A 25,648-nucleotide genomic window follows, 5' to 3' on the forward strand; every position below is an offset into this window, starting at 1 on the left:
GCCTTCAACGAGAAACTCAAGGAATGGGAGGACTACTACAACTTCCACCGCCCTCACGGCGGCCTCGCCGGCCAGACCCCGTATGAGAGGCTGCTCCAGAAGACCCAACCCCACGCCCAACCTGTCAACCACCAACGACAGCAGCACAGCTAGCGGCGGGCCGTGACCGCGCGCACGTCCCAGATCCACACCCCGTCCACGAACTGCGCGGGCTTGCGCAGCAGCAGCTCGACGGTGGCGCGGTACGCGTCGGCGTGCTCGCGTGGGATGAGGACGAGCACGCTGGCGTTCCAGTAGCGCAGGTCCTTGATCGCCTGGTCGCGGTCGGCGTCGGTGACGGGCTGGACTTCGCCCGAGTCGCGGACGCGGTCGAGGAGGGTGGACGTGGGGACCTGGTAGGAGCCGTAGCGGCCGCGTTTGTCGTCCGGCCCGCTCGGGCCCACGAAGTAGCCTTCGGGCATCGCGTAGGCCAGCCCGGCGTCCATCTGCCAGTGCAGCGGCTCCGACTCGCCCGAGCCGGGCAGCGGGACGGGCACCACGGTGCCACCGGGGGCGACGTACGTGCGCCAGGTGCCGTCGGCGAAGAAGGCCGGCGTCGGCGGGCGGTCCTTGACCAGCAGCTGCGTCGGCGCGATCGGGAGAAGCACGGCGATCACCGCGCCCACCCAGAGCAGGCGCAGCGGCAGCCGGTGCCGGCCCTCTTCCGGGTCCGGCAGGGTCTCGGCCGTGGCGAACACGCGCTCGGTGGCGATCGCCAGCAGGGCGCCGATCGCGGGCACGCACGCCATCGCCAGGCGTGACTCCAGCAGCGACTCGAACAGCGGCAGGTCCGCCAGCAGCTTCCACGGCCCGGCCACGCCGGTGTCCACGTGCACCGCCATGAGCTCGACGCCCATCGACAGCCAGGCCATGAGGAACATCGCGATCGCGAGCGAGCGCGCGACGGCCTCGCGCCACAGCCAGATCGTGACCACGACCATCAGCGCGATGAGCGGCCAGCCGAAGAACGCGTTCTCCTCGGTGCGGTTGATCGACACGTCGGCGGCGGCGTCCGGCTGGCCGGCGATCGACTGCGTGGCGAACCGCGTGAACGCGGCGAGGTCGTTGCCGACCGGGCCGTGTTCCAGGCCGGAGTAGCTCTGCGGGCCGAAGAACTGCCACCACAGCGGGAAAACGACCAGCACGCCGGTGATCACCACGGCCAGCCCGCCGCCGAGCAGCAGCGGCCGCACCATCGCCTTGATCTCCCGCGGGCGCGACGCGAGGTAGGCGACGGCGAAGATCACGAAGCCCAGCGCGAAGATCAGCAGCGGCTCTTCGCCGAGGAAGATCTGGTACGCGGTCAGCACGCCGAGCCAGATCCCGTTGCGCACGAGCTTGCGGCCCTGCGCCAGGTGGATCACCTTGAGCGCCAGGAAGGGCAGCACGAACCACGCGACGAAGTTCGGGTGCGCGTTGCCGTGCGAGATCATCGACGGCGCGAACCCGGCCACCGCGCCGCCGATCGCCGCCGCCGCGCGGTGCCGGACGAGGTGGCGCGAGAACACCCAGTACCAGGCGGCCGCGGTCCCGGCGAGGCTGCCGGTGAGCGCGATGGCCCACGTGACCGTGGGGCCGAAGGCGAGCGTGATCGGCGTGAGCGGGATCCCGACGCCGAGCATGGCCGTGTTGGCCATCATGTTCACGCCGAGCGGATAGTTCTGCAGGTCCGAGTTGAGCGGGTTCTGCAGGTGCAGCACGGATTTCGCGGTGACGTCGAAGAACCACTCCCACAGGTTCTGGTCCGACGCGCTGTTCCACAGGTAGCCCGTGCCCAGATCGCTCCAGAGGCCGCCGTACAGGATGAAGGCGAACGCGAGGAAGGCCGCCACGATGCCGGCGTCGGCCCACGAAGGGCGCAGCTTCGGCGTGGCGGCGGGCGCGGACGGCCCGGGAACGGCGGGGATCAGCTCGGTCCTCGCTTCCGGTTGGAAAAGACTCACTACGGGCGCACCACCCGCGCGAAGAAGTACACCGCGCCGGTGCCGGCGTGCCGGACGAGCAGGAGGAACGGCCGGTCCACCGCGACTTCGAGCGGCTCGGCCGTGGACAGGGACATCGTGCGCATCTGGATCGCCGTGGCGGCCGCGCCTTCGAGGCCCTGCTCGTCGAGGCGCAGCACGGCCTGGTGCACCACGCTGTCGACCCAGAGCGGGCGCGTGGCGGTGAGGCCGGTGAGGTCCGCGTCCTGGGTGAACACCTCGTGCACGCCCAGGGCGTGCAGGGCGCCGTCGAGGTCCGTGCGCACGTCGAGCTTGATCTTGGGCAGCGAGAGGCGCACCTTGCGGCGTTTCGGGCTGTCGAGAAGCTGCTTGAGATTCTGGGTGCCTAGCTCGGCTTCGGCGGGTGCGAGGTCGCCGTCCGGGAGCAGGACGACGGCTTCGACACCGCCTTGCGCGGGAAGGCTCACGACCTGCCAGCCGTCGGCCCGGTGGTACCCGACCGTCTCTTCGAGGTGCATGGTCGGCACCCGGCGGGTGGCTCCGGGGCTGTGGAAGTCCGCGGGCGCCGTGGCGCCGTCGGGGAACGGGTGGCGCCAGGCGGTCTTGAGGTAGAGCGCGTTGACGAGGCTGGCGCGGGTGTCGGCGCTGATCGTGCCCGAGGGCAGCAGCTCCGGGATCAGGCCGTGGGTGATGCGGTCCACGTCGGTGTTGATCAGCCCGCGTGCGGCTTCGGGGTCCGTGGTGAAGGGCGCGGTCTCGGCCTTGCCGCCGGGCCAGGTCACGAGCTCTTCGAGGAAGACGTTCTCGACCGTGATGGCATCGGACGCCCACAGTGTGTTGGCGACGGCCAGCTGGGCTTCGTCGCCGAGCGCCGCGGCGTCGCGCAGCACCGCGGCGTGCGCGTCGAGGTCGGCTTCGCTGGTGGCCAGGAGCTCGCGCAGCTCCTCGGCGGTCCGCCCGCGCGCGGCCCGGGCCGCCAGGCCCAGCGCGCTGGCCGCGGAGTACGGCGAAAAACACGCGTCGCCCCCACCCGCCGCAGCGGTGCGTCCCAGGGCGAGCGTGAAGTCCAAGTGGCTGTCCACGGCCATGCGGCGACCGTACCCGACCGGGTGGTTCCGGCGGCACCGAACCGATCAGCCGGAGCCTCGTCTCCCCCCGATTCTCGCCTCCGGCCGGTCCCGAGTGGGGTGGCGACCGGTCAGACGTGCCGGCCCACGTGCCAGCGGTGCCATTCGTGGGCTTGCGCGTCGGTGAGCGAGGCGACCTGGTCGACCACCACCCGCAGGCGCGCGGCGTCGTCGGCGGCCGCGTGCCACGGGGGCACGAAGAGCGGGTCCAGGGACTCCGGAGCGCGGCGCAGGAGGGCGGCGACCAGCTGCGCGATGAGCTCGCGCTGGCCGTCCTGCATGGCGAGGCGACGGCGGTCGCTCATGACGTAGCGCAGGGCCAGCGCCTTGAGCAGCGCGACCTCCGCCGCGACCTGGTCCGGGACGGCGAGGCGGGCGCCGTAGCGCAGCAGGGGGCCTTCGCCGTAGACGCTGCGGGTGCCGGTGACCGCGGCGGACGCGAAGCGGCCCACGAGCTCGCTCGTCAGCTGCTTCAGCGCCACCTGCGCGCGTAGCGAGCCGTCCGGGGCCGTGCGGACGAGGGCGGCCACCACGGGCAGGTCGAGCAGCTCCTTGGCCGCGCCCTCCAAAGTGGACGCCGACAGCGTGGAGAAGTGCCGTGCGGCGGCCTCCGCGACGGCCGCGCGTTCGTCCGGATCGGCCAGCACGCCGAGCGAGATGCGCCCCGCCAGCACGCCGTCTTCGACGTCGTGGACGGAGTAGGCCACGTCGTCGGACCAGTCCATGATCTGGGCCTCGAGGCACCGCCGCTCGCCCGGCGCTCGGGAGCGCACCCACTCGAACACCGGCACGTCGTCGGCATACACGCCGTACTTCTGCTGCCCCGGCCGGCGCCGCCACGGATACTTCGTGGTCGCGTCGAGGCAGGCGCGCGTGAGGTTCAGGCCCGCCGCCGCGCCGGCGTCGTCGAGGGACTTCGGTTCGAGGCGCGTGAGGATGCGCAACGTCTGCGCGTTGCCCTCGAACCCGCCGCACGCCTGGGCGACGTCGTCGAGCGCCTGCTCGCCGTTGTGCCCGAACGGCGGGTGCCCGATGTCGTGCGCGAGCCCCGCCGTGTCGACGAGGTCCGGGTCGGCGCCCAGCTCCTCGGCGATGCCGCGCCCGATCTGCGCGACCTCCAGCGAGTGCGTGAGCCGCGTGCGCGGCACGCCGCTGACCTCGGCCCCTTCGCCGGGGCCGACCACCTGCGTCTTGCCCGCCAGCCGGCGCAGCGCGGCCGAGTGCAGCACCCGGGCGCGGTCGCGCGCGAAGTCGCTGCGCCCGTCGGGCCGCGCGCCGGCCAGCGCCGCGCCCTTGGGCGCCTCGGCCAGCACCCGGGCGCGGTCGTACTCGGAGTACCCGTCGCTCACCCGGTCAGCTTAGGCGCGGCCACCGACAATTCCCCGCGGAAGTTCAGCCCATGAAGGTGTCGAACAGCTCGTCGGCCGGCGATTTCGTGAGCTCGTAGAACAGCAGCGCGCCCGTCTCGCGGAAGATGTAGCGGACCTGCGTCACGCGCTCCTGCACGATCGGGCCGCTGTGCGTCGGCGCGGTCCACGCGTCGAGACCGAGGTCCGACGCCATCGTCCGCGCGCGGTAGGAGTGCCACGGGTCGCTCACGAGCACCGCCGTGTGCCAGCCGCGTGCCTGCACCTGGTCGGCCACGGCCCGCAGGCTCCGCAGCGTGTCGCTGCCCTCGCCGACCGCCAGCGTCGCCGACGCGGGCACGCCGTGCTGCGTCAGCCACCGCGCGCCGGCCGCGGCCTCGGTGAAGTTGTCGGCCGCTTTCTTGCCCCCGGCGGTCACCACGGTCTTCGCGACGCCCGCGTCGTAGAGCTGGCGCGCCTTCTCCAGCCGCGCCGTGAAGATGTCCGACGGCTTGCCGTTGTACTGCGCGGCCCCCAGCACCACGATCACGTCGGCCGGCGTGCGGTCGTTCTCGCGCGCGACCTGCCACACGCGAAACGCCGTGCCGCCGACGACGGCGAGCACCACGAGCACCGCGCCGAACGCGGAGCGGCGCAGCCAGTTCGCCCACGTGGGTGGTGTCCTCATGCCCGCCATCTTTTCAGAGCCGCACGCGATTCCGGCGCGGGCACCCCGGCGTCAGAGCCAGCCGCGTTCCTCCGCCAGCCGCACGGCCTCGGCGCGCGTGCGGGCGCCCGTCTTGCCGATCGCCGCCGAAAGGTGGTTGCGCACAGTGCCTTCCGAAAGGAACAGCGCTTTCGCGATGTCCGCGACCGTGCTGCCGTCGCGCGCGGTCGAGAGCACGTCGCGCTCCCGCCCGGTGAGCGGGCTCGCGCCGGTCGCCAGCGATTCGGCCGCCAGCGCGGGATCCACCACCCGCAGTCCACTGTGGACGCGCCGGACGGCCTCCACGAGCTGCTCGGGCGGCGCGTCCTTCACCACGAACCCCGCGGCGCCCGCGGCCATCGCGCGCGCCAGGTACCCGGGCCGGCCGAAGGTCGTGCAGATGATCACACGGCACGAGGGCAACGCGGTGTGCAGTTCCGCGGCCGCGGCGAGGCCGTCCTTGCCGGGCATCTGCACGTCGAGCAGCGCGACGTCCGGCGCCGACTCCTTCGCCGCGGCCAGCACCTCGTCCCCCGAGCCGACCTGCGCCACGACCTCGATGTCGGCCTCCAGACCCAGGACGGTCGCCAGGGCTCCCCGCACCATCGCCTGGTCGTCGGCCAGCAGAACGCGGATCACGCAAGTCCTCCCGCGGGTTCGGCGCGCACGGCCTGGACGGCCGGCGGCTCCGGTTCCGGAACCTCCGCCCGGACCACCCATCCTCCCCCGGGCCGCGGCCCGCTGCGCAGCGTCCCCCCGGCGCCGCCGACGCGTTCGGTGAGCCCGCGCAGGCCGTTGCCCTGCGCCGCTTCGGCCCCGGCGCCGTCGTCTTCCACCTCGAGCCAGTCGCGCCCGAACCGCACGCTGACGCGCTTGGCCCCGGAGTGGCGCAACACGTTGGTGACGGCTTCGCGCAGCACGTACCCGAAGGTGCTCTGCAGCTGCGGCACCACGTTGTCCACCGCGTAGGGCAGGTCCGCCTCGATCTCCGCCGCCCGCAGCGCCGCGCGCGCCCCGGCGAGTTCCGCGGCCAGCGACACCTCGCGGTACTCCGACACGGTCAGCCGCACGTCCGACAGCGCGCTGCGGGTCAGCCCCTCGACCTCGCGGATCTCCTCGACCGCTCGCCCGACGTCGCCGGAGCTCTCCAGCACCCGCCGCGCCAGACCGGCCTTCACGGTGATCGTGGTGAGGCTGTGACCCAGCAGGTCGTGCAGGTCGCGGGCCACGCGCTGGCGCTCGTTGGCCACGGCGAGCGTGGCGATCTCCTTGTTCGCCACCTCCAGCCGGCGGATCGCCCGGATGAGGTTGGCCATGAAGAACATCGCCAGCGTGATCGAGGCGACGGAGATGAGGTCGCCGCCGTCGGCGTCCATCTTGCCCCCGGCCAGCAGCACGATCGCCACGGCGCCGAACGCGAGCGCGTCGAGGATCGCCGCCCAGCCGGCCGGGAAGAGGAACGCGAGCGTGGCGGTGGCGTAGAGCAGGATGTACGGGCTGACGTCGGTGAGCAGCGTCGACAGCAGGCCCAGCGCCAGCATCGCGCAGCCGAAGACGAGCTTGATCCTGGTCGGTTTGCCGAACACCACGGGGAAGATCACGTAGCAGGCGCCGTAGCCGTAGAACAGCACGCCCATCAGCACCCGCGCCCACAGCGGGTCGGAGTTCTCGACCAGCCCGTGCGTGGCCGGGATCAGGAACGGCAGCAGGAAGAGCACCGCGAAGATCGGCCAGCCGATCTTGTTGGGCCCGCCCCGGTGCCCGACCATCGGGTCGTCCCACCAGGAGGCCCGGTCGTTCAACGCGAACCTGAACCGGGTGGCCGCGATCGACGCGGGCTCTTCGTTCGTGCGCTGCACCGTTCGCCCCTCCCGTCCCGGTCAGACCCGGGCGCTGTCCTTACGGTATCGCCTGGTCACGAGCGCCCCGAGCACCACAGTCCAGCCCGCCAGCACCGCGATCGCGGTCGGGAAGCTCACGAGCAGCTCGTTGGTCACGGCCGGGCGCACCAGCCCGATCAGCCAGTAGGTGGGCAGCAGCTGCGACACGTCCTGCATCCACGCCGGCATGCCCTCCAGCGGGATCCACAGGCCGCCGAGGAAGCCCATGCCCAGCATCACGATCATGGAGATCGGCTGCATCGACTCGGGCGTCGCGATCTGGCCGATCAGCAGGCCCAGCAGCACGAGCGGGATGGTGCCGAGCCACAGGCCCGCGATCACGCGCAGCCAGCCGGCCCCGTCGAGGTGCACGCCTTCGACGAGGATCGCCACGAGCGGCACCAGCAGCAACGCGGGCAGGCCCACGAGCATGCCGGACACGGCCTTGCCGCCGAGGTACGACGCCCCCGAGAGCGGGGTCAGCCGCAGCTGCCGCTGCCAGCCACTGGCGCGTTCGAGGGCCAGGCGCGTGCCGTTGGTGGTCGCCGCGGCGAAGAGGCCGAAGGCCATCATGTTGACCATCACCACGGCCACCACGGCGGCGTGGTCCGGGGCGCTCGCCTTCGTGAAGACGTTGGCCTGCAACAGGAACATCACCACGGGGAAGGCGACGACGAAGATGAGGAACCGCATCGAGCGGAACAGCCGGCGGATCTCGACGGCGAGGTAGGACGGGTTCATCGGGCTGCTCCCGGTTCGGTGTTCTCTTCGGAGGTCAGGGAAAGGAACGCGCCTTCGAGGCCGACGGCGCCGATCTCGATGTCGTGCACCGCCGGCACGGCGGCCATCAGCGCGCGCAGCGTGGCGTCCGACTCGCTGCTGGAGATCGCGACACGCTCGCCGCGCAGCTCGAAGTCGGTCACCGCGGGCAGCGTCGCCACGAGCCGCTCGGTCTCCTCGCCGGCGCCGGGCAGCACGGCCCGGATCGTGCGACCGCCGGCGAGCGCGCGTACCTGCGCGACGGACCCGTCGGCGACCACGCGCCCGGCCCGCATGAGGACCACGCGGTCGGCGAACTCCTCGGCCTCTTCCAGGTAGTGCGTCGCGAACAGGACGGTGCGGCCACTGTCGGTGAAGGAGTACATGGACTTCCAGAACTCGCGCCGCGTGCCCACGTCCATCGCGGCCGTCGGCTCGTCGAGCACCAGCAGGTCGGGGTCCGAAACCAGCGCGACGGCGAAGCGCACGCGCTGCTTCTGGCCGCCGGAGAGCTTGTTGGCCCGCCGGTCGGCGATGTCCTCGATGCCCGCGCGCTGCAGCGCCTGGTCGAGCGGCATCGGCGTGCGGTGCAGCTTCGCGACCATGCGCACGGTCTCGCGCACGGTCAGGTCCTCCAGCAGGGCACCGCCCTGCAGCATCGCCCCGATCATCCCCGCGCGCACCGCGTCGCCCGGTGTCTTGCCGAACACCGTGACCTCGCCCGCGTCGGGCTTGCTGAGCCCCAGGATCATGTCGACGGTGGTGGACTTGCCCGCGCCGTTCGGCCCGAGCAGCGCCACCACCTCACCCGGCGCGATCGTCAGCTCGACACCGTCGACGGCCCGCACCTGGCCGTAGTGCTTCTTCAACCCGCTCAACCGGACGGCGGCCCCCGCCGCGACGTCCCGCGCCCCGCGCGTGGCCTGTGTGGTTTCCATGCCCTGAAGACTGCCGGGATTCCGGCGTCGGTCCGCAGGCCGAGCGTCACGTCGTGACCGTGACAGGTGTCAGGGGTCGCGGCCCCGCGAAAACGCAGCGGCCCTCCCCCGGGATCCGGGGAAGGGCCGCGTACGGAAAAACTCAGCAGCCGAGCAGGCGGGGCGCCAGGTAGTCCACGACCTTGTCGATCGCGATGCGTTCCTGGGTCATGCTGTCGCGTTCGCGGACCGTGACGGCCTGGTCCTCGAGCGAGTCGAAGTCCACGGTGACGCAGTACGGGGTGCCGATCTCGTCCTGGCGGCGGTAGCGGCGGCCGATGGCCTGCGCGTCGTCGAAGTCGACGTTCCAGTGCTTGCGCAGGGTCGCGGCGAGGTCGCGGGCCTTGGGCGAGAGGTCGGCGTTGCGCGAGAGCGGCAGCACGGCGGCCTTGAACGGCGCGAGCCGCGGGTCGAGGTGCAGCACGGTGCGCTTGTCAGTGCCGCCCTTGGCGTTCGGCACCTCTTCCTCGTCGTAGGAGTCCACGAGGAACGCCATCATCGAACGGCCGACGCCGGCCGCCGGCTCGATGACGAACGGACGGTAGCGCTGGCCCGAGGCCTGGTCGAAGAACGACAGGTCCACACCCGAGTGGTTCGAGTGCGTGGTGAGGTCGAAGTCGGTGCGGTTCGCGATGCCCTCGAGCTCACCCCACTCCTGGCCCGCGTTGAAGTCGAACCGGTACTCGATGTCGACGGTGCGCTTCGCGTAGTGCGAGAGCTTTTCCTTGGGGTGCTCGAAGTGGCGCAGGTTCTCCGGCTTGATGCCGAGGTCGGTGTACCACTTGGTGCGCTCGTCGATCCAGTACTGGTGCCAGTGCTCGTCCTCGCCCGGCTCGACGAAGAACTCCATCTCCATCTGCTCGAACTCGCGCGTGCGGAAGATGAAGTTGCCCGGCGTGATCTCGTTGCGGAACGACTTGCCGACCTGGCCGATGCCGAACGGCGGCTTCTTGCGCGAAGCCGTCTGCACGTTGAGGAAGTTCACGAAGATGCCCTGCGCGGTCTCCGGGCGGAGGTAGTGCAGGCCTTCTTCGCTCTCGACCGGGCCGAGGTAGGTCTTGAGCATCATGTTGAAGTCGCGCGGCGCGGTGTACTTGCCGCGCGTGCCGCAGTTGGGGCACGGCACGTCGGACAGGTCGTCCTCCGACGTCTTCTTGCCGGTGCGGCCTTCGTAGTCCTCCGCGAGCTGGTCGGCGCGGAAGCGCTTGTGGCAGTGGAGGCACTCGATCAGCGGGTCGGTGAACACGTTCACGTGGCCCGAGGCGACCCAGACCTGACGCGGCAGGATCACGGACGAGTCGAGACCGACCACGTCTTCCCGGCCCTGCACCATGGTCTTCCACCACTGGCGCTTGATGTTGTCCTTCAGCTCCACGCCGAGAGGCCCGTAGTCCCACGCCGACCTGGTGCCGCCGTAGATCTCTCCCGACGGGAAGACGAAGCCACGGCGCTTGCACAGACTGACGACGGTTTCGATGGTGTTGGCGGGCACTCCACGCTCCGGACGCATGCGGGGACGGTTGGACTAGGAGGTTCAGCGTATCCGGCCGCCCCCGCGGTGCTTCCGGCGAGGTGAGCAGGGCTCAGGGCCGGCCCGTCAGCGACGCCGTCACGACCCGGTTGTCGTCGTAGCCCTCGGTGCCGCCGACGTAGTCGCCGCCGCAGGTGACGAGCACCAGTTTGTGGGGCCCGTCCGGGGAAAACAGCTTCGCGGACTCCGCGGCCAGCCCGGACTTGCGGATCGTGCGGACCTCGTCGACGCGGTAGCTCCACCGGCCGCCCGAGGTGTCGGTGACGGTCACCGTCTGGCCCTGCTCGACCTGCCACAGCTGGTCGAACGGCCCGGTGCGGCCCTTCCAGTTCACGTGGCCGGAGAAGAGCGTGACGCCCTGGTCGGCGCCGAGACCCGAGCCCCACCACGCGGCCTCGGCGAGGCTCTGCGGGATCACCAGCGCGCCGTCGTCACCCACCGGTTCCTGCACGAGCTTCGCCGTTCCCCCGCCGGGCAGCAGCACGGTGCCGGGTGTCCGGCCGGGGTCGGCTTGCTTGCGCGCCGCACCCGCTCCCACCGCCGGTACCGGTACCGAGGCCGCTCCGCCGGCGAGACCGGGTTCATCCTTTCCCGTGAAGATCAGGAGGGCGGCGACGAGCGCCGCCACCACCACCACGGCCCCGACGGCGGCCAGCACCCACTTGGTCCTCGCGGGCCGGTCCTGTGTCCCTTGCATCGTGCTCCCTGCTCCGGTGTGTCGTGCGCAGGAAGACATGCCGCGGGACGCGGCCGGGGTTGCACCCGATCGCGCTCAGTCCGGGCGCGAGACCAGGTTCGCCGTGACGATGCGGTTCTCGTCGTAGCCCTCGGTGCCGCCGACGTAGTCGCCGCCGCACGTCACGAGCACCAGCCGGTGCGGCCCGGTCTGCGCGAACCACTGCGGCGCCTGCGCCGGGAGCTGCTCCTTGCGCACGGTCGCCGCGCCGGTCACGCGGTAGAGCCAGCGCCCGCCCGAGGAGTCGACGATGCTCACGTTGTCGCCCGTGCGCACGCGCCACAGGTCGTCGAACGGTCCCTTGGTGCCGGCCCAGTTCACGTGACCGGACAGCACGGCCGCGCCCTGCTTCGCGCCGAGGCGCGCGCCCCACCAGGCGGCGTCGCCGAGGCCACGCGGGATCGGCAGGATCCCGTCGCGCGTCACCTCGGTGCGCACGAGCCGGGCCTCGGACCCGTCGGGCAACCGGACACTGCCGGGGCGCTGCACGCCCACGGCGGCGCCGTCCGCGGGCAGCTCGGCGGGCGCGCCGTCCTCGCCCGGCAGCGAGCCGGGCGGGGGTTCGGCCGCGGCGGCGGGCACGGGCGCGGGCCCCCAGGTCAGCACGACCACGCCCGCGGCCAGCGCGAGCACGGCGACGACCGCCGACACGACGGCCAGCGCGGTGCGCAGCACGGGGACCTACTCGCCGCGCGAGCGCGCCGCGCGCCGGCGGCCCAGCCCGATCGCGAGCCCGCCGAACACCAGCCCGGCGACCAGCAGGCCGAGGCCGAGCGGCAGCCGGTAGTCGCTCGACGGAGCAGCGGCGGTCGTGCCGAGGTAACCCGCCGGGACCTCGGTGGGCACCGGCGGCTGCGTCGCCGTGGCACCGTTGCCACTGCCGCCCGACACGGCCACGAAGTTCTTCGGGATCGAGCAGCTCACGCCGCCGAGCACCAGCGTGGTGCTCACGTCCGGCAGCACCTCGCCCGACTCGTCGCGCACGTGGGTGGTCACGTCGACGCGCCACCCGGCCTGCGCCGTGACGTCGCCGTTGCGCCAGCCGTCCTGCCTGATCAGCTGGTCGAACGAGGACACGCGGGAGACCACGACGTCCGAGAGCGACTTGGTGGCGTCGGCCCCCTCGATGGGCCGGGGCGCGCCCATGCGCAGGTTCTTCACGCTCAGCGAGGCCGAGCCCGCGGGCATCGAGACCTGCTTCAGCGTGTCGTCCTCGCCGCGCACCCAGAGCCGGGTGAGCGTGGTGGTGCCGGTGACCTTGTTCGGGGCCGAGCAGTCGGTGGCGCTGCGCGCGTTCTCCAGCACCAGCATCGTGTCGTCGGCCGGGCGGGCCTTGCCGCGGGCGTTGTCGCGCAGGGCGTAGTTGGTCTCGGCGACGGCCGTCGGCACGTTCGTGGCCTGCAGGGCCGCGACGACGTTGTGGTCGCGGCTCGCGATCCCGGCCGGGTACGGGCTCGTGGCCGCGTCGCCGAACTTGCCGAGGTCGATCTCCCAGTTGCCGCCGAACGTCGAGCGCTCGCCGTCGTTCTTCGGCACGGCCACGCGGTCGGCCGCGAGCTTCGACTGGCCGGGGGTGAGCGGTGAACGCTGCGTCTCGGTGATCAGCGAGCCGCCGTGCTGCGGGTCGGAGCCCAGCCGCACCGACGCCACGTTGGCGAACGACACGGGACCGGTCTTCTCGTCCACGGCCTTCACGGTCTGCGTCGTCTGAGTCTGGGCAGCTGCGACCGGGGCGAGCGCGGGCAACGCCGCCACTGCCAGGATCGCTGCCTTCGTCACGAAACGAGTCATTGTCTCCCCACTGCCTCCGCCTCGATTCGGGCGGATCGTCAGCGTACGAGAAGCGACGAAACGCCCCGCGTCAACCTTGCACCGTCGGCCACCGGTTGCGAAGCCGAAGTGCCGATTCCTGACGAACTCACCCGATCGGGTGAGGCCGGTGTGAGTGACCGGTGACCGACAGGGGCCACGGAGGGGAACACTACGATGACCGTGACCGTTGTCGACAATGACATCCGACTTCGGAACCCGCCGGCTCGTCCGGTGGCTTCGCGCGCAAGGGGAGGCAACGATGGCACCGGCCAGCACGGGCGCACTTTCGGCCGGTACGGGCACGTCCGGTGGCCCGGTGACGGTGCCGGCCGGCCCACTCGAGGCTTCCGGTTCCGCCCCGGGACCGCAGGGTCCGCTCGGTCCGTCGGGCGCCGCGCTCGCCGACGCCGGTGACCTGCTGCGCGCGCTCGCCGCCCCCGTCCGGATCGCCATCGTGCTGCAGCTGCGCGAGGCCGACCGGTGCGTCCACGAACTGGTGGACGCCCTCGACGTCGCTCAGCCGCTGATCAGCCAGCACCTGCGGGTGCTGAAGACGGCGGGCGTGGTGCAGGGCGAACGCCGGGGCCGGGAAGTCGTGTACCGCCTGGTGGACGACCACCTGGCCCACATCGTCGTCGACGCGGTCGCCCACGTGCAGGAAGGGAAGTGACCATGACCTCGGCTTCGGCCCCCACCCCGAGCCCCACTACCACCCCGGCCCCGGTGCCCGGGCGCCGCTCGACCAAGCAGCGCGCGGCGGTGGTCGACCTGCTCAACACGGTCGACGACTTCCGCTCCGCGCAGGAGCTGCACGACGAGCTGCGCAAGCGCGGCGACGGCATCGGCCTGACCACCGTGTACCGCACGCTGCAGTCGCTGTCGGAGGCCGGCGAGATCGACGTGCTGCGCACCGACTCCGGCGAGGCCATCTACCGCCGCTGCTCCACGCACCACCACCATCACCTGGTGTGCCGCGTGTGCGGGCGCACGGTGGAGGTCGAGGGCCCCGCCGTGGAGCGCTGGGCCGAGAAGATCGCGTCCGAGCACGGGTTCTCCGACATCAGCCACACCGTGGAGATCACGGGCACCTGCGCCGAGCACGCGGGCTGACGTTCCCTCAGTACTCGTAGGGGTCCTTCGGCGCGGCGATCCGCTCGACGGTCGCGGGCACGAAATCGGGCGTGTAGCCGTTGTTCTCGTCGGCCGTGCCGGGCACGACCTGCCCGGTGACCCGCAGCCACGTGTCGCTCGGGAACCGGTCGGCGGCCCCGCCCTTCAGGTGCACCGTGACGGGTGCCGCGTCGGCGGCGCAGCAGCTGATCACCAGGCGCGCGAGCAGCGTGGTGCTGCCCTCGTGCACGACGAACCCCGACATGCCGATGGTCCGGCCGTTCATCGTCCCGTTGGAGTCCCAGCCCGCGCGCGTGACGACCTCGTTCATCGCCAGCTCCACGACCTTGCCCGCCGGCAACGGCGGAAACGCGGCCGCCGACGTGGTCGCGGCGCTCTGCGGCACGCGCGCCGCGGTGCGCGTGACCGAGTCGGCGCCGAGCGCGGGCGGGGCCACCAGGAACACCGCGAGCACGGGCACCACCAGCAGCCAGGCCGAGCGCGCGGGGTGGGCGTGCCCGTGGCCGTCGCCGACGTGGCCGTGGCCGTGGCTCTCGTGGGATTCAGGGCCGGCCGCCTCGGACTCGAGCGCCGCCGCCTTCGCCGCGGCCCGTGCCGCCACGAGGTCACGCAGGATCGCGGCCGCGCCGAGCACCAGCATCACCACGCCGCCCGCAATGATCCACGGCTGCTGCGCGGGCTTGACGTAGCGCAGGTAGTCGCCGTTCACGGCGATCTTCACCAGCGCGCCGCCGAGCAGGATCAGCAGCACGTTCTGCGTCTCACGCCTCATCGCGCACCCCCGAGCACGATCGTGCCCACCACCGTGGCGCACGCGAGGGCGACCACGAACGTCACCGGCGCGAACCGCACCGCGAACGACTTCCCGAACGTGCCGGCCTGCAGAGCGAACAGCTTCACGTCGATCGCCGGGCCGACGACGAGGAACACCAGCTTCGGCAGCATCGGCACCGCGGTCAGCGAAGCGGCCACGAACGCGTCGGCCTCACTGCACAGGGCGAGCACCACGGCCAGCACCGCCATCACGATCACGCCGACCACGACCTGGTCCGCCAGCACCCCGAACCACCGGGCGGGCACGAGCACGTTGAGCGTCGCCGAGATCAGCGCGCCCAGCACCAGGAACCCGCCGGCTTCGACGAGATCCGTGCGCGCCGTCTCCGCGAAGACGTGCCACCGCTGCCCCGGCTCGACGTCGGGCAGCCGCCGCAGCGCGCGTTCGGTGATCCACGAGAGCTTGCCCCACCGGGCCCAGATCCAGCCCATCACCATCGACGTCGCGAGCGAACCCAGGAACCGCGCCAGCACCATCTCCGGCCGCCCCGGGAACGCGACCGCCGTGGCCACCAGCACCACCGGGTTCACCGCGGGGGCGGCCAGCAGGAACGTGAGCGCCGCGGCCGGCGCGACCCCCTGCCCGATCAGCCGCCGCGCCACCGGCACGGACGCGCACTCGCACCCCGGCAGCGCGACGCCGGCGAGACCGGCGACGCCCACCGCCGCGCCCGCGCGCTTCGGCAGCACGCGTTCCAGCACCCGCGCGGGCACGAACGCGGCGATCGCGCCGCTGATCAGCACGCCGAGCACGAGAAACGGTAGAGCCTGCACGCACACGGCGACGAACACCGTGGAGCCGGTGCGCAGCGCGGGCACGTCGAACAGGTCCTGCAACCGGCCCTGCGCGAGGATCGCGACGAGCAGCACCGCGCACAGGATCTCGATCGAGCTGATCCGGATCCGCCGCGCGCGCCGTTTCTGCTCGGGCGCGTTGTCGACAAGGGTTTTCACGAGGCCCGATGATGCCAGCCCGTACCGGCGCGATCCCAGCGGGACACAGCACGAGGGGACCACCAGGACCGTTTTCGGCCCGAATCCACCGTTCGCTGCCCCGTCAACCGGACAAGGCGGGCGCGGACCTCAGTCCTGGCCCAGCCCCGGCAGTTCCGTCCGCAGCTGCGACGCGGTGGAGACCACGAGCATCAGCAACGTCCCCAGCGCCGACGGGTCCATGCCCTCGGCCGGGAACGCGTAGCGCAACGTCACGTCGACCCCGCTGTCGGTGTGCCCGACACCAAGCGTGCCGAACAGGCCCTGGCCCGCGCGCTCGGCCACGGCGACGGCGATCGCGGGGTTGTCGGGCAGGTCCCACGCGACCACGCAGGTCAGGCTCAGCACCGTGAGCCCGTCGGCCAGGCGCGTGGCCTGGATGACACACGGGACCTCGGCGTGGCGGAAGGTGATCGCGCCGTCGTCGTCCACGTGCACGTCGAGGTAGCGCTCCAGGGCCTCGCGCGCGAGCGCGAGCAGCGCCGCCGTGTCGGCGGCCTCCGAAGTGCTCACGACGCTTCCCCGGCCGCGCGCTCGGCTTCCGCCTGGTCGACCGCGGCACCGAACCGGCGGTCGCGCTTGGCGAACTCGAGGCAGGCGTTCCACAGGTGCGTGCGGTCGAAGTCGGGGAAGAGCGTGTCCTGGAAGACCATCTCCGCGTACGCCGACTGCCACAGCATGAAGTTCGACGTGCGCTGCTCACCCGAGGGCCGCAGGAACAGGTCGACGTCGGGCATTTCGGGCTGGTACAGGTACTTCGCGATCGTACGCTCGTCGATCTTGTCGGCCTTGATCTTGCCGTCCACCACGTCCTGGGCGATCCGGCGCATCGCGTCGCCCAGCTCGGCACGGCCGCCGTAGTTGACGCACATCGTCATGTTGAGCTTCGTGTTGTTCTTGGTCTTCTCTTCCGCGACCTGCAGCTCCTTGATCACGCTGGCCCACAGCTTCGGCCGGCGCCCCGCCCAGCGGATGCGCACGCCGATCGAGCCGAGGTAGTCGACCTGGCGCCGGATGGTGTCGCGGTTGAAGCCCATGAGGAAGCGCACCTCCTCCGGGCTGCGCTTCCAGTTCTCCGTGGAGAAGGCGTAGACCGAAAGCCACTTCACGCCGAGCTCGACGGCGCCGCTCGCGACGTCGATCATCACGGCCTCGCCGCGCTTGTGCCCTTCGATGCGGGGCAGGCCGCGCTGGTTGGCCCAGCGCCCGTTGCCGTCCATCACCAGCGCCACGTGCTTCGGCACGAGATCCTTCGGGATCTCCGGCGGCCTGGCTCCCGACGGGTGCGGATCCGGTGCCCGCAGCTCGTACCCCGACGCCTGGACCTCGCGTCCCCTGCGCAGCACTTCGCGCCTCCTGGAAGAGTGAAAATTTCCTACGCGCAAGACCCTACTTGGCCGGTGTCACGGCCTCCCGGGCACGCCGTTCGACCAGCGGAAGCGAACGCAGCTGGCGTTCGAGGTGCCACTGCAGGTGAGCCGCCACCAGGCCCGACGCGTCACGCCGGGTCACGCCGTGCGAGGCCTCCGCCACCGGCCATTCGCCGTGCAACAGGGCCTCGAGCAGGGTGAGCACCTCGGGCGCGGGGTGCACCGACCCCGCGATGCGGCAGTCCGGGCACATCGAGCCGCCGGCGGCCACGTTGAACGCGGCGTGCGGGCCGGGCAGGCCGCAGCGGGCGCATTCGGTGATGGCGGGCGCCCAGCCGGCGTAGGCCATGGCCCGCAGGAAAAACGCGTCGAGGACGAGGGAGGCGTCGCGTTCCCCACCCGCGAGCGCGCGCAACGCGCCCACGACCAGCAGGTACAGCTTGAGGACCGGCTCACCCTCTTCGGCCGAGAGCCGGTCGGCCGTCTCCGCGATCGCGCTGGCCGCGGTGTAGCGCTGGTAGTCGGCGACCAGCGGCAGCGCGAACGCGTCCACGGTCTCGACCTGGGTGATCACGTCGAGGGTGCGGCCGGTGTAGAACTGCACGTCCACGTGCCCGAAGGGCTCCAGCCGGGCCCCGAACCGCGACGAGGTGCGGCGCACGCCCTTGGCCACGGCACGGACCTTCCCGTGCCGGCGGGTCAGCAGGGTGACGATCCGGTCGGCCTCACCCAGCTTGTGCGTGCGCAGCACCACTCCGGTGTCGCGGTAGAGGTTCACCACCCCGACATCGTCCCACTTTCAGGCGATGCCGGGGCGGTGACACCCTGGTTCAGCGCGTCAGCAGCCGTAGTAGCCGGTGCAGTACGTGGTGACCGTGGTCGCCGCGACGATCCCGATGATGAGGAACGTGATCGCGAGGGCGTAGCCGATGCCGCCGATGATCGTGGCGATCAGGCACAGCGTCTTCGTGGTCTGCGACGCCTGCTGGGCCATCGCGTAGTTGCCCTGCATCTTGAAGGTGCGGACCTCGTTGGACTTCATGATCGCGAAGATCGCGAGGATCCACATCAGGAAGATGCAGCCGATCGCCCAGCCCTTGTACTCCTTGATGGCGTTGATGTCGCCACCCGGCGGCATCCCCATGCCGGGGCCGTAGCCGGGCTGCCCGAACGGCGCCTGCTGCCCGAACTGGCCCTGCTGGCCGTACTGGCCCGGCTGGCCATACGGCGTCGGCATCGGGCCGGACGGCGTGCCATACGGCTGCTGGCCGTAGGGCGGCTGCGGCTGACCGTACGGATTGGTCATGACTGGTTCCCCAAACTTCTCGTGCTTCCGGCGAGCTCCCCCCGCCGCGGGTCTTGGTCCGCACCACTGCCCGATCGAGGGCGCGGCTCGGCGCCGTCGATCGGTGCGGCGGCTTCGCGGGTCAGTGCTGCGGCGGCCGGCCGAACTCGCCCGGCTGGATCTTCTGCGTCTCTTCGGGCTGCGCGGGCGCTTCCGCGACCGGCGCACCCGGCTGCAGCATCTGCGTGCGCTCGGCTCCGTCGAACGCGCCGCTCTCGGGCTGGGCGGCGCCGCCCGGCTTGAGCATCTGCGTGGGCTCGGCCTGCTCGAACGCGGTCGCGCCCGGCGACTCGGCGCCCGGCTGCGCGAACCCGCCACTGGCCGGCGCGCCCGGCTGGCCGAAGCCGCCCGACGGCGCCTGACCCGGCTGGCCGAAACCGCCGGCGGCCGGCTGGCCCGGCTGCCCGAACCCGGGCTGCGCGCCGAAGCCGGCGGGCTGCTGCCCGAACCCGGCGGGCTGCTGGGCAAACCCGCCCGGCTGCTGCCCGGCGGGCGGGAACCCGGCGCCAAAGGGCTGCTGCTGGCCGAAGCCCGGCTGCCCCGCGGGCGCGGTGTCGGCGGGCACCACGATCGTGCCGACGATCTTGTCGGAGAACGTCTGCGACTTGGCGTCCCACAGCGGCCACAGGTAACCGAGCGAGCAGAGGAAGCCGTCGAGGACGTGCGCGAGGTCGCGCAGGAACGCCATGCCGGCGCCGATGGGCTGCCCGGTGGCCTCGTTGACGAGCTTGATGCCGACCACGCGCTTGCCGAGCGACTGCCCCGTGTTCCCGGCCGTGATCCAGCGGTTGTAGATCTGCCAGCCGATGTTCCCGAAGATCGCGAGCCCGTAGATGATCGCCCCGGCGCTCCACGACCCGATCGAGACCAGCAAGGCGATGATGATGGCGGCGAGGAACGGCCCGAAGTCGATCAGGTAGGCGCCGGCGCGCTGGCCCCAGTTCGCGTAGCCGCCACCAGGCGGGCCGTACGGGTTCGGCTGACCGAACCCGCCGGACTGCCCGAACGCGGGCGGCTGACCGAAACCGCCGGCGGGCGGCTGCCCGAACCCGGGCTGGCCGAAGCCCGGCTGCGCCTGACCCGGCTGCCCGAAACCGGGCTGTTGCCCGAAACCGCCGGGCTGCTGGGGGAACCCGCCCGAAGGCGGTTGCTGGCCGAAGCCGCCGGGTGCTCCGAACGGCTGCTGCCCTTGCGGTTGTCCGAAGGGCGGCTGGCCCTGCGGCTGCCCCATGGGCCCGCCGTAGGGATCGGTCATCGTGTTCTCCCCCTCGCTCGTCCTGGCCCGCGCGCGGTGGCACGCGAGAACCGGCCGAGTCCGATGAGGACGGGCCGGTGCGCGGGAGCGTACCCGGTCCGGACGCGGTCGGCCCAGGTAGGCGTCCGCACGGGGTGGCGACCCGAAACCCGTACGACGAACGGGAAGCGAAGACGGTTCCGGGAGAAGGGAAACTCAGACCGACAAACCGGTGAACGGCGCGAACGGCAGGTTCCGCACCACGAACCAGATCGCGAAGACGACCGCCACCACGAGCGGCGTGCGGCGCCAGTGCAGCCACGACCGCACCGCCCGTCCGCGCAGCCGGCCGACGGTCCACGCGACACCGCTCCACGCGAACAGCACCACGAACACGAGCGCCACCGCGTTGTAGTGCACGGCGCCGGCGAGATCGCCGTGCATGAGGCTGTAGGCCATGCGCATGCCGCCGCAACCCGGACAGTCGATGCCGAACAGGAACTTGGTGGGACACACCGGCAACGGCCCGCCCGGTGTCGTCGGATCGCCGAGCCACACGGCCGCGCAGCACACGCCGAGCCCCGCGACCACGGCCGCCGGGCCGGACAGCGCCCGCGCCGTGGCTCGCGCGCCCCGCGCCGGGACTCCCGTGTAGACGGTGCTCACGACGACCAGAACCCGGCGGACGTACCCGCGATCAGGAACACGAACAGCACCACCAGCAGGTACGCCACGACGGCGATGGGAATCGCCAGCGCCGACCACATGGCCCACTTGCCCGCCTGGTCCGCGGCGTGCTGCGCTTCGGCGAAGCGGCCCTGGTACCACAGGGAGTTGACCTCGTTGGCCTTCACGATCGAGACGATCCCGAGGGGCAGGCAGCAGAAGATCGTGGTGAGGATCCCCCACACGAGCCGGTTGTCCGGCGGCGGCGGGAAGTTCGGCTGCGGGCCGCCGTAGTAGTACGGACCGCCCGGCGGCGGCGGGTACTGCCCGCCGGGTGGCGGGTACGGGCCGGTCATCGCGTCCCCCTGCTGTCGGTGGTGGGCGAGGGTACTGACGCTACCGCCCGCGGCCGCCGGTCAAAAGCCGAGGCGGCGCAGCTGCTTCGGGTCGCGCTGCCAGTCCTTGGCCACCTTGATGTGCAGGTCGAGGTATACCTTCGAACCCAGCAGGCCCTCGATCTGCTTGCGAGCCGCCGCCCCGACCTCACGCAGGCGCTCACCCTTGTGCCCGAGGATGATGCCCTTCTGGCTGGGCCGCTCCACGTACAGGAACGCGTGCACGTCCACGAGGTCGTCGCGGCCTTCGCGTGGCAGCATCTCCTCCACCGTCACGGCGATGGAGTGCGGCAGTTCGTCGCGCACGCCTTCGAGCGCGGCCTCGCGGATCAGCTCGGCCACGAGCGTCATCTCGGGCTCGTCGGTGAGCTCGCCACCCGGGTAGAGCTGCGGGCCCTCCGGCAACCGCGCCACGAGCAGGTCGGCCACGGTCGCCACCTGGAAACCGTCCACAGCGGACACCGGCACGAGGTCGGCGAACTCCATCACGCCCTGCAGCGCCAGCAGCTGCTCGGCCACCTGCTCGGGCTTCACCAGGTCGGTCTTGGTCACCACGCCGATCACGGGGGTTCGCCGCGCGATCTTCGTCAGCTCGGCGGCGATGAACTTGTCGCCCGGGCCGATCTTTTCGTTGGCGGGCACGCAGAACCCGACGACGTCCACTTCGGACCACGTCTCGTGCACCACGTCGTTGAGCCGCTGCCCGAGCAGCGTGCGCGGGCGGTGCAGGCCGGGCGTGTCGATGATCACCAGCTGCGCGTCCTCGCGGTGCACGATGCCGCGGATCGCGTGCCGGGTCGTCTGCGGCTTGCTGGAGGTGATGGCGACCTTCGAGCCCACGAGCGCGTTCGTGAGCGTCGACTTGCCCGCGTTGGGCCTCCCGACGAAGCACGCGAAGCCGGAGCGGTGCGCGTCGGCCATCAGCGCAGCACCTCGACGACGTCACCCTTCGGGTCGGCCAGGATGATCGGCGCGGTCTTCGCGACGTCGCGCACGGCCTGCACCGACGCCTCCTGCACCAGCGCGTCGCCCGTCACCACGGCCGCCGCTTCGAGCCCTTCGGCGCCGCTCGACAGCGCGGCGGCAACGGCGGCCTGCACGGCCGTGAGCTTGAACGAGGGCTGGTCGACGGTCACCGCGGTGTACGTCCGGCCGTCGGTGTCGCGCACGGCCGCGCCCTCCTCGGCGCCGACTCGGGCGCGCGACGACCGGGCCAGCGTGACGAGCTTCTGGTCCTCGGCCTCGAGGTCAGGCATGTTCGACTCTCCTGTCGCGTTCTTCGGGCTGGGGCACCCGGGTGCGCCGGCGGGTGCCGGACTCGGTCACGGCGTCCGCGTCGGCCGGGTGGACGACGACCGACGTGATCCGCATGCGGCCGCGGCGGTCCTTGCCCCCTTCGGCGAACAGCCGAAGGCCGGCGACCTCGGCTTCGGCCCCCGGAAGGGGGACCCTACCCAGTCGCTCCGCGAGCAGGCCGCCCACGGTCTCCACGTCGTGGTCTTCGAGGTCGATGCCGAAGAGCTCACCGAGGTCGTCGATGCTCAGCCGCGACGACACCCGCACCGCGCCACCCTCGAGTTCCTCGACGTCGGGCCGCTCGTCGGTGTCGGACTCGTCGGTGATCTCGCCGACGATCTCCTCGAGGATGTCCTCGATGGTCAGCAGGCCCGCGGTGCCGCCGTACTCGTCGACCGCGATCGCCATGTGGTTGTGCGTGCGCTGCATCTCCTTGAGCAGCTCGTCGAGCCGCTTGGAGTCGGGCACGAAGCTCGCCGGGTTCATCACCTGGTCCACGACCGTGCTCGGGCCGTCCGGGTCCATGTAGGCCGGCATGAGGTCCTTGATGTTGACCACGCCGACGATGTCGTCCACGGACTCGTCGATCACCGGCACGCGCGTGAACCCGGTGCGCAGGGCGAGCGCGAGCGCCTGGCGCACGGTCTTGGTCCGCTCGATCCACACGATCTCGGTGCGCGGCACCATCACCTCGCGCGCCACCGTGTCGCCCAGCTCGAAGACCGAGTGGATCATCTCGCGCTCGGAGTCCTCGACGACACCGCGTTCCTGCGCGAGGTCGACCAGCTCGCGCAGCTCGACTTCGGAGGTGAACGGGCCTTCGCGGAAGCCCTGGCCGGGGGTGATCGCGTTACCGATCACGATCAGCAGCCGCGAGAGCGGGCCGAGGATCGAGCCGAGGACGCGCACGGGCCCGGCGACGATCGTGCCGACGCGGTAGGGGTGCTGGCGGCCGATGGTGCGCGGGCCGACGCCGATGAGCACGTAACTCACCACCACCATCACCACGGCGGAGACGAGCACGGCGAGCCACAGCTTGCCGAACCAGGCGAGGAACGACACGGTGACGAGCACCGTGGCCGTGAGCTCGCAGCCGAGGCGCAGCAGCAGGAGCAGGTTGATGTGGCGGCGGCGTTCGGCGACGACGGCGGCGAGCTGGCGCGCACCGGCCCGGCCGATGCGCACGAGCCCTTCGGTGCGGGCCTGCGAAACGGTGCTCACGGCCGCGTCGGCGGCCGCGAACACCCCGGCCAGCAGCACGAGCGCCACCGCGACGACGAGCTGTGCCGTGGGACTGCCCATGATCGCTGCCTAGGGGGTTTCCTCGGCCGGTTTCGGCGCCGCGGGCGCGGCCGACGCGTCCAGGCCCGCGATGCCGAGCACGCGGTCGTCGGCGTTGCGCTGCGCGTTCTTCCGGTTCAGCTCGGCCACGGCCGACTGGAACTCCGTCAGGATGCGCTTCTGCAGGCCGAACATCTCGCGTTCCTCGGCCGGTTCGGCGTGGTCGTAACCGAGCAGGTGCAGCACGCCGTGGACGGTGAGCAGGTGCAGCTCGTCGATCAGCGCGTGACCCGCGGTCTTCGCCTGGTCCTTCGCGAACGCCGGGCACAGCACGATGTCACCCAGCAGCGCCGGCGACGCGTCGGGCGCGTCGGGGCGGCGCGACGAGTCGAGCTCGTCCATCGGGAAGGCCATCACGTCGGTGGGCCCGGGCAGGTCCATCCAGCGTTCGTGCAGGTCTTCCATGACCTCGAGCGTGACGAGCAGGATGGACAGCTCGGCGAGCGGGCTGACCTCCATCTTGTCGAGCGCGTAGCGCGCGGCCGAGACGATCGACGCCTCGTCGACGTCGACGCCGGACTCGTTGGCGATCTCGATGCTCATCGGCGGTTGCCCTTCCAGCCGCCCTGCTGCTGGTCCTGGGCGTCCTGCACCGCCTGCCACTTCTCGTACGCGTCGACGATGTCGCCGACGAGCCGGTGACGCACCACGTCCTGGCTGGTCAGCTCGGCGAAGTGCAGGTCGTTGACGCCGTCGAGGATGTCGCGGACCACGCGCAGGCCGCTCTTCTGGCCGTTGGGCAGGTCGACCTGCGTGATGTCACCGGTGACCACGATCTTCGACCCGAAGCCGAGGCGCGTGAGGAACATCTTCATCTGCTCGGGCGTGGTGTTCTGGGCCTCGTCGAGGATGATGAAGGCGTCGTTCAGCGTGCGGCCGCGCATGTACGCGAGCGGGGCGATCTCGATCGTGCCCGCCTGCATGAGGCGCGGGATCGACTCGGGCTCGACCATGTCGTGCAGCGCGTCGTAGAGCGGGCGCAGGTACGGGTCGATCTTCTCGTTGAGCGTGCCGGGCAGGTAGCCGAGCCGCTCGCCCGCCTCGACGGCGGGACGGGTCAGCACGATGCGCGTGACCTGCTTGGCCTGCAGCGCCTGCACGGCCTTCGCCATGGCGAGGTACGTCTTACCGGTACCGGCGGGGCCGATGCCGAAGACGATGGTGTGCTTGTCGATGGCGTCGACATAGCGCTTCTGGTTGAGCGTCTTGGGCCGGATCGTCTTGCCGCGGCGGGAGACGATGTTGAGGCTCAGGACCTCGGCCGGGGACGCGTCGCCGGAGGACAGCATGCCGATGGTGCGGCGCACCGTGTCGGGGCCGACCTGCTGCCCGCCGGTGGCGAGCTGCACCAGGTCAGTGAAGACGCGTTCGGCGAACGCCACGTCGGCGGGCGCGCCGGTGAGGGTCACTTCGTTGCCGCGGACGTGCACGTCGGCGGCAAGGAGCTCCTCGGCGACGCGCAGGTTCTCGTCACGCGAGCCGAGCAGGCTCAGGACGGCGGCTTCGGGGATGGGGAAGCGGGACTGGGCCACGGGGGTGGCGTCCTCGTTCTTCGACTGCGCCGCCTTGCCGGCGGTGGTGTCGGGTCGGGCGGCTCCACCCTGTGCGGTTCCGGCCACGTGGCCTCTGGCCTGCTTTCTGCTGCTTCGCCTGACGGACTTCTGACGTTGCCGATGCTACTTGCTCGCGACTGCCCACCGCAGGTCGGTTTAGGCGTGGCGCCCGAACAGTCCGAGCTGCTCGCCGCCCAGCACGTGCGCGTGCACGTGGAACACCGTCTGCCCCGCGTCGCCGTCGGTGTTGAACACCACGCGGTACCCGGACTCCACGATGCCCTCGAGCTCCGCGACCTTGCGGGCGCTGAGCACCACCGCGCTCAGCAGCTCCGGATCCGAAGCGGCCAGCTCACCCACGTTGCGATAGCGCTTCTTCGGCACCACCAGGACGTGCACCTTGGCCTGCGGGTTGATATCGCGAAACGCGAACGTCTGATCGTCTTCGTGGACGACGTCCGCCGGGATCTCCCCCGCGATGATCCGCTCGAACAACGTCTCCGCATCACTCATGCGCCCACCCTACAAAGGAAGATGCCGCGGCGCGGGGGGGGCGGGGGGGGGGGCCCCCCCCCCCCCCCCCCCCCCCCCCCCCGGGGGGGGGGGGCCGCGGGGGGGGCAGGTGACCGCCCCA

Annotated in this window: 29 protein-coding genes; 2 read left to right on the top strand and 27 right to left on the bottom strand. The window is 71.7% G+C overall.

Annotation, left to right across the window (positions count from 1 at the left end; genetic code table 11):
• Positions 1-149: 149 nt before the first annotated feature.
• The 12 genes from AB0K15_RS44865 to AB0K15_RS44920 form a co-directional block, all read right to left on the bottom strand.
• Positions 150-1,946 (bottom strand): glycosyl transferase, encoded by a 1,797-nt coding sequence (locus AB0K15_RS44865; RefSeq protein WP_364066757.1) that lies wholly within the window; start codon positions 1,944-1,946, stop codon positions 150-152.
• A 35-nt stretch (positions 1,947-1,981) separates the two neighbouring features.
• Complete coding sequence (locus tag AB0K15_RS44870; RefSeq protein WP_364066648.1) at positions 1,982-3,070, bottom strand: serpin family protein; 1,089 nt, start codon at positions 3,068-3,070, stop codon at positions 1,982-1,984.
• Between the two features lie 110 nt (positions 3,071-3,180).
• A complete protein-coding gene (locus AB0K15_RS44875) occupies positions 3,181-4,458 on the bottom strand; it encodes a deoxyguanosinetriphosphate triphosphohydrolase (protein WP_364066650.1) in 1,278 nt (425 codons plus the stop codon).
• Between the two features lie 43 nt (positions 4,459-4,501).
• A complete protein-coding gene (locus tag AB0K15_RS44880; protein WP_364066652.1) occupies positions 4,502-5,152 on the bottom strand; it encodes a YdcF family protein in 651 nt (216 codons plus the stop codon).
• A 42-nt stretch (positions 5,153-5,194) separates the two neighbouring features.
• Positions 5,195-5,800: a response regulator transcription factor gene (locus tag AB0K15_RS44885; protein WP_360600620.1), complete on the bottom strand. Its 606-nt coding sequence runs from the start codon at positions 5,798-5,800 to the stop codon at positions 5,195-5,197.
• Positions 5,797-6,930 (bottom strand): sensor histidine kinase, encoded by a 1,134-nt coding sequence (locus tag AB0K15_RS44890; RefSeq protein WP_364066759.1) that lies wholly within the window; start codon positions 6,928-6,930, stop codon positions 5,797-5,799. Before AB0K15_RS44890 ends, AB0K15_RS44885 begins: the two co-directional genes overlap by 4 nt.
• A gap of 111 nt (positions 6,931-7,041) precedes the next feature.
• Complete coding sequence (locus AB0K15_RS44895) at positions 7,042-7,782, bottom strand: ABC transporter permease (protein ID WP_364066655.1); 741 nt, start codon at positions 7,780-7,782, stop codon at positions 7,042-7,044.
• On the bottom strand, positions 7,779-8,738 hold the full coding sequence (locus AB0K15_RS44900; protein WP_364066657.1) for an ABC transporter ATP-binding protein: 960 nt from the start codon (positions 8,736-8,738) through the stop codon (positions 7,779-7,781). The genes AB0K15_RS44895 and AB0K15_RS44900 overlap by 4 nt, the downstream gene beginning before the upstream one ends.
• 142 nt (positions 8,739-8,880) lie before the next feature.
• Positions 8,881-10,269 (bottom strand): glycine--tRNA ligase, encoded by a 1,389-nt coding sequence (locus tag AB0K15_RS44905; protein WP_364066761.1) that lies wholly within the window; start codon positions 10,267-10,269, stop codon positions 8,881-8,883.
• A 91-nt stretch (positions 10,270-10,360) separates the two neighbouring features.
• A complete protein-coding gene (locus AB0K15_RS44910; RefSeq protein ID WP_364066659.1) occupies positions 10,361-11,005 on the bottom strand; it encodes a class F sortase in 645 nt (214 codons plus the stop codon).
• A 75-nt stretch (positions 11,006-11,080) separates the two neighbouring features.
• On the bottom strand, positions 11,081-11,719 hold the full coding sequence (locus tag AB0K15_RS44915) for a class F sortase (protein ID WP_364066661.1): 639 nt from the start codon (positions 11,717-11,719) through the stop codon (positions 11,081-11,083).
• A gap of 6 nt (positions 11,720-11,725) precedes the next feature.
• Positions 11,726-12,823, bottom strand: coding sequence for a hypothetical protein (locus AB0K15_RS44920; RefSeq protein ID WP_364066663.1), 1,098 nt, complete (start codon positions 12,821-12,823; stop codon positions 11,726-11,728).
• Positions 12,824-13,115: 292 nt separating this feature from the next.
• On the opposite strand from AB0K15_RS44920, the gene AB0K15_RS44925 reads away from it, so the two are divergent.
• Positions 13,116-13,526: a metalloregulator ArsR/SmtB family transcription factor gene (locus AB0K15_RS44925; RefSeq protein ID WP_364066665.1), complete on the top strand. Its 411-nt coding sequence runs from the start codon at positions 13,116-13,118 to the stop codon at positions 13,524-13,526.
• Between the two features lie 2 nt (positions 13,527-13,528).
• Positions 13,529-13,966 (top strand): Fur family transcriptional regulator, encoded by a 438-nt coding sequence (locus tag AB0K15_RS44930; RefSeq protein WP_364066667.1) that lies wholly within the window; start codon positions 13,529-13,531, stop codon positions 13,964-13,966.
• 7 nt (positions 13,967-13,973) lie between these two features.
• Here AB0K15_RS44930 and AB0K15_RS44935 read toward each other — a convergent pair whose 3' ends face one another.
• The 15 genes from AB0K15_RS44935 to AB0K15_RS45005 all read right to left on the bottom strand — a co-directional run bounded on the left by AB0K15_RS44935 (position 13,974) and on the right by AB0K15_RS45005 (position 25,527).
• The gene (locus AB0K15_RS44935; protein WP_364066669.1) at positions 13,974-14,759 is read right to left on the bottom strand and encodes a TIGR03943 family protein; all 786 of its coding nucleotides are present in this window, start codon (positions 14,757-14,759) and stop codon (positions 13,974-13,976) included.
• Positions 14,756-15,775 carry a permease gene (locus AB0K15_RS44940; protein WP_364066671.1) on the bottom strand — a complete coding sequence of 340 codons (1,020 nt, stop codon included), beginning with the start codon at positions 15,773-15,775 and terminating at the stop codon, positions 14,756-14,758. The genes AB0K15_RS44935 and AB0K15_RS44940 overlap by 4 nt, the downstream gene beginning before the upstream one ends.
• Before the next feature lie 129 nt (positions 15,776-15,904).
• Positions 15,905-16,327: a YbjN domain-containing protein gene (locus tag AB0K15_RS44945; protein ID WP_285973986.1), complete on the bottom strand. Its 423-nt coding sequence runs from the start codon at positions 16,325-16,327 to the stop codon at positions 15,905-15,907.
• Positions 16,324-17,160: an isoprenyl transferase gene (locus AB0K15_RS44950; protein ID WP_364066673.1), complete on the bottom strand. Its 837-nt coding sequence runs from the start codon at positions 17,158-17,160 to the stop codon at positions 16,324-16,326. Before AB0K15_RS44950 ends, AB0K15_RS44945 begins: the two co-directional genes overlap by 4 nt.
• A 43-nt stretch (positions 17,161-17,203) precedes the next feature.
• A complete protein-coding gene (recO, locus tag AB0K15_RS44955) occupies positions 17,204-17,965 on the bottom strand; it encodes a DNA repair protein RecO (RefSeq protein WP_364066675.1) in 762 nt (253 codons plus the stop codon).
• 57 nt (positions 17,966-18,022) lie between these two features.
• Positions 18,023-18,490, bottom strand: a complete 468-nt coding sequence (locus AB0K15_RS44960; protein WP_364066677.1) for a CD225/dispanin family protein — start codon at positions 18,488-18,490, stop codon at positions 18,023-18,025.
• A gap of 121 nt (positions 18,491-18,611) precedes the next feature.
• Positions 18,612-19,784 carry an RDD family protein gene (locus AB0K15_RS44965; protein WP_364066679.1) on the bottom strand — a complete coding sequence of 391 codons (1,173 nt, stop codon included), beginning with the start codon at positions 19,782-19,784 and terminating at the stop codon, positions 18,612-18,614.
• A 195-nt stretch (positions 19,785-19,979) separates the two neighbouring features.
• Positions 19,980-20,429, bottom strand: coding sequence for a DUF2752 domain-containing protein (locus AB0K15_RS44970; protein ID WP_364066681.1), 450 nt, complete (start codon positions 20,427-20,429; stop codon positions 19,980-19,982).
• Positions 20,426-20,785 carry a CD225/dispanin family protein gene (locus tag AB0K15_RS44975; protein ID WP_364066683.1) on the bottom strand — a complete coding sequence of 120 codons (360 nt, stop codon included), beginning with the start codon at positions 20,783-20,785 and terminating at the stop codon, positions 20,426-20,428. The genes AB0K15_RS44970 and AB0K15_RS44975 overlap by 4 nt, the downstream gene beginning before the upstream one ends.
• A gap of 60 nt (positions 20,786-20,845) precedes the next feature.
• Positions 20,846-21,745: a GTPase Era gene (era, locus tag AB0K15_RS44980; RefSeq protein ID WP_360600589.1), complete on the bottom strand. Its 900-nt coding sequence runs from the start codon at positions 21,743-21,745 to the stop codon at positions 20,846-20,848.
• Positions 21,745-22,080, bottom strand: coding sequence for a cytidine deaminase (locus tag AB0K15_RS44985; protein ID WP_364066686.1), 336 nt, complete (start codon positions 22,078-22,080; stop codon positions 21,745-21,747). The genes era and AB0K15_RS44985 overlap by 1 nt, the downstream gene beginning before the upstream one ends.
• Entirely contained in the window at positions 22,073-23,422 is a 1,350-nt protein-coding gene (locus AB0K15_RS44990) for a CNNM domain-containing protein (protein WP_364066688.1), read from the bottom strand. Before AB0K15_RS44990 ends, AB0K15_RS44985 begins: the two co-directional genes overlap by 8 nt.
• 9 nt (positions 23,423-23,431) lie before the next feature.
• Positions 23,432-24,004 (bottom strand): rRNA maturation RNase YbeY, encoded by a 573-nt coding sequence (ybeY, locus tag AB0K15_RS44995; RefSeq protein WP_364066690.1) that lies wholly within the window; start codon positions 24,002-24,004, stop codon positions 23,432-23,434.
• The gene (locus AB0K15_RS45000; protein ID WP_364066692.1) at positions 24,001-25,080 is read right to left on the bottom strand and encodes a PhoH family protein; all 1,080 of its coding nucleotides are present in this window, start codon (positions 25,078-25,080) and stop codon (positions 24,001-24,003) included. The genes ybeY and AB0K15_RS45000 overlap by 4 nt, the downstream gene beginning before the upstream one ends.
• Before the next feature lie 90 nt (positions 25,081-25,170).
• Positions 25,171-25,527, bottom strand: a complete 357-nt coding sequence (locus AB0K15_RS45005; RefSeq protein WP_364066694.1) for a histidine triad nucleotide-binding protein — start codon at positions 25,525-25,527, stop codon at positions 25,171-25,173.
• Between the last annotated feature and the right edge of the window lie 121 nt (positions 25,528-25,648).

This window comes from Amycolatopsis sp. NPDC049253, from assembly GCF_040678995.1.
In the GTDB taxonomy this organism is placed as follows: Bacteria; Actinomycetota; Actinomycetes; order Mycobacteriales; family Pseudonocardiaceae; genus Amycolatopsis.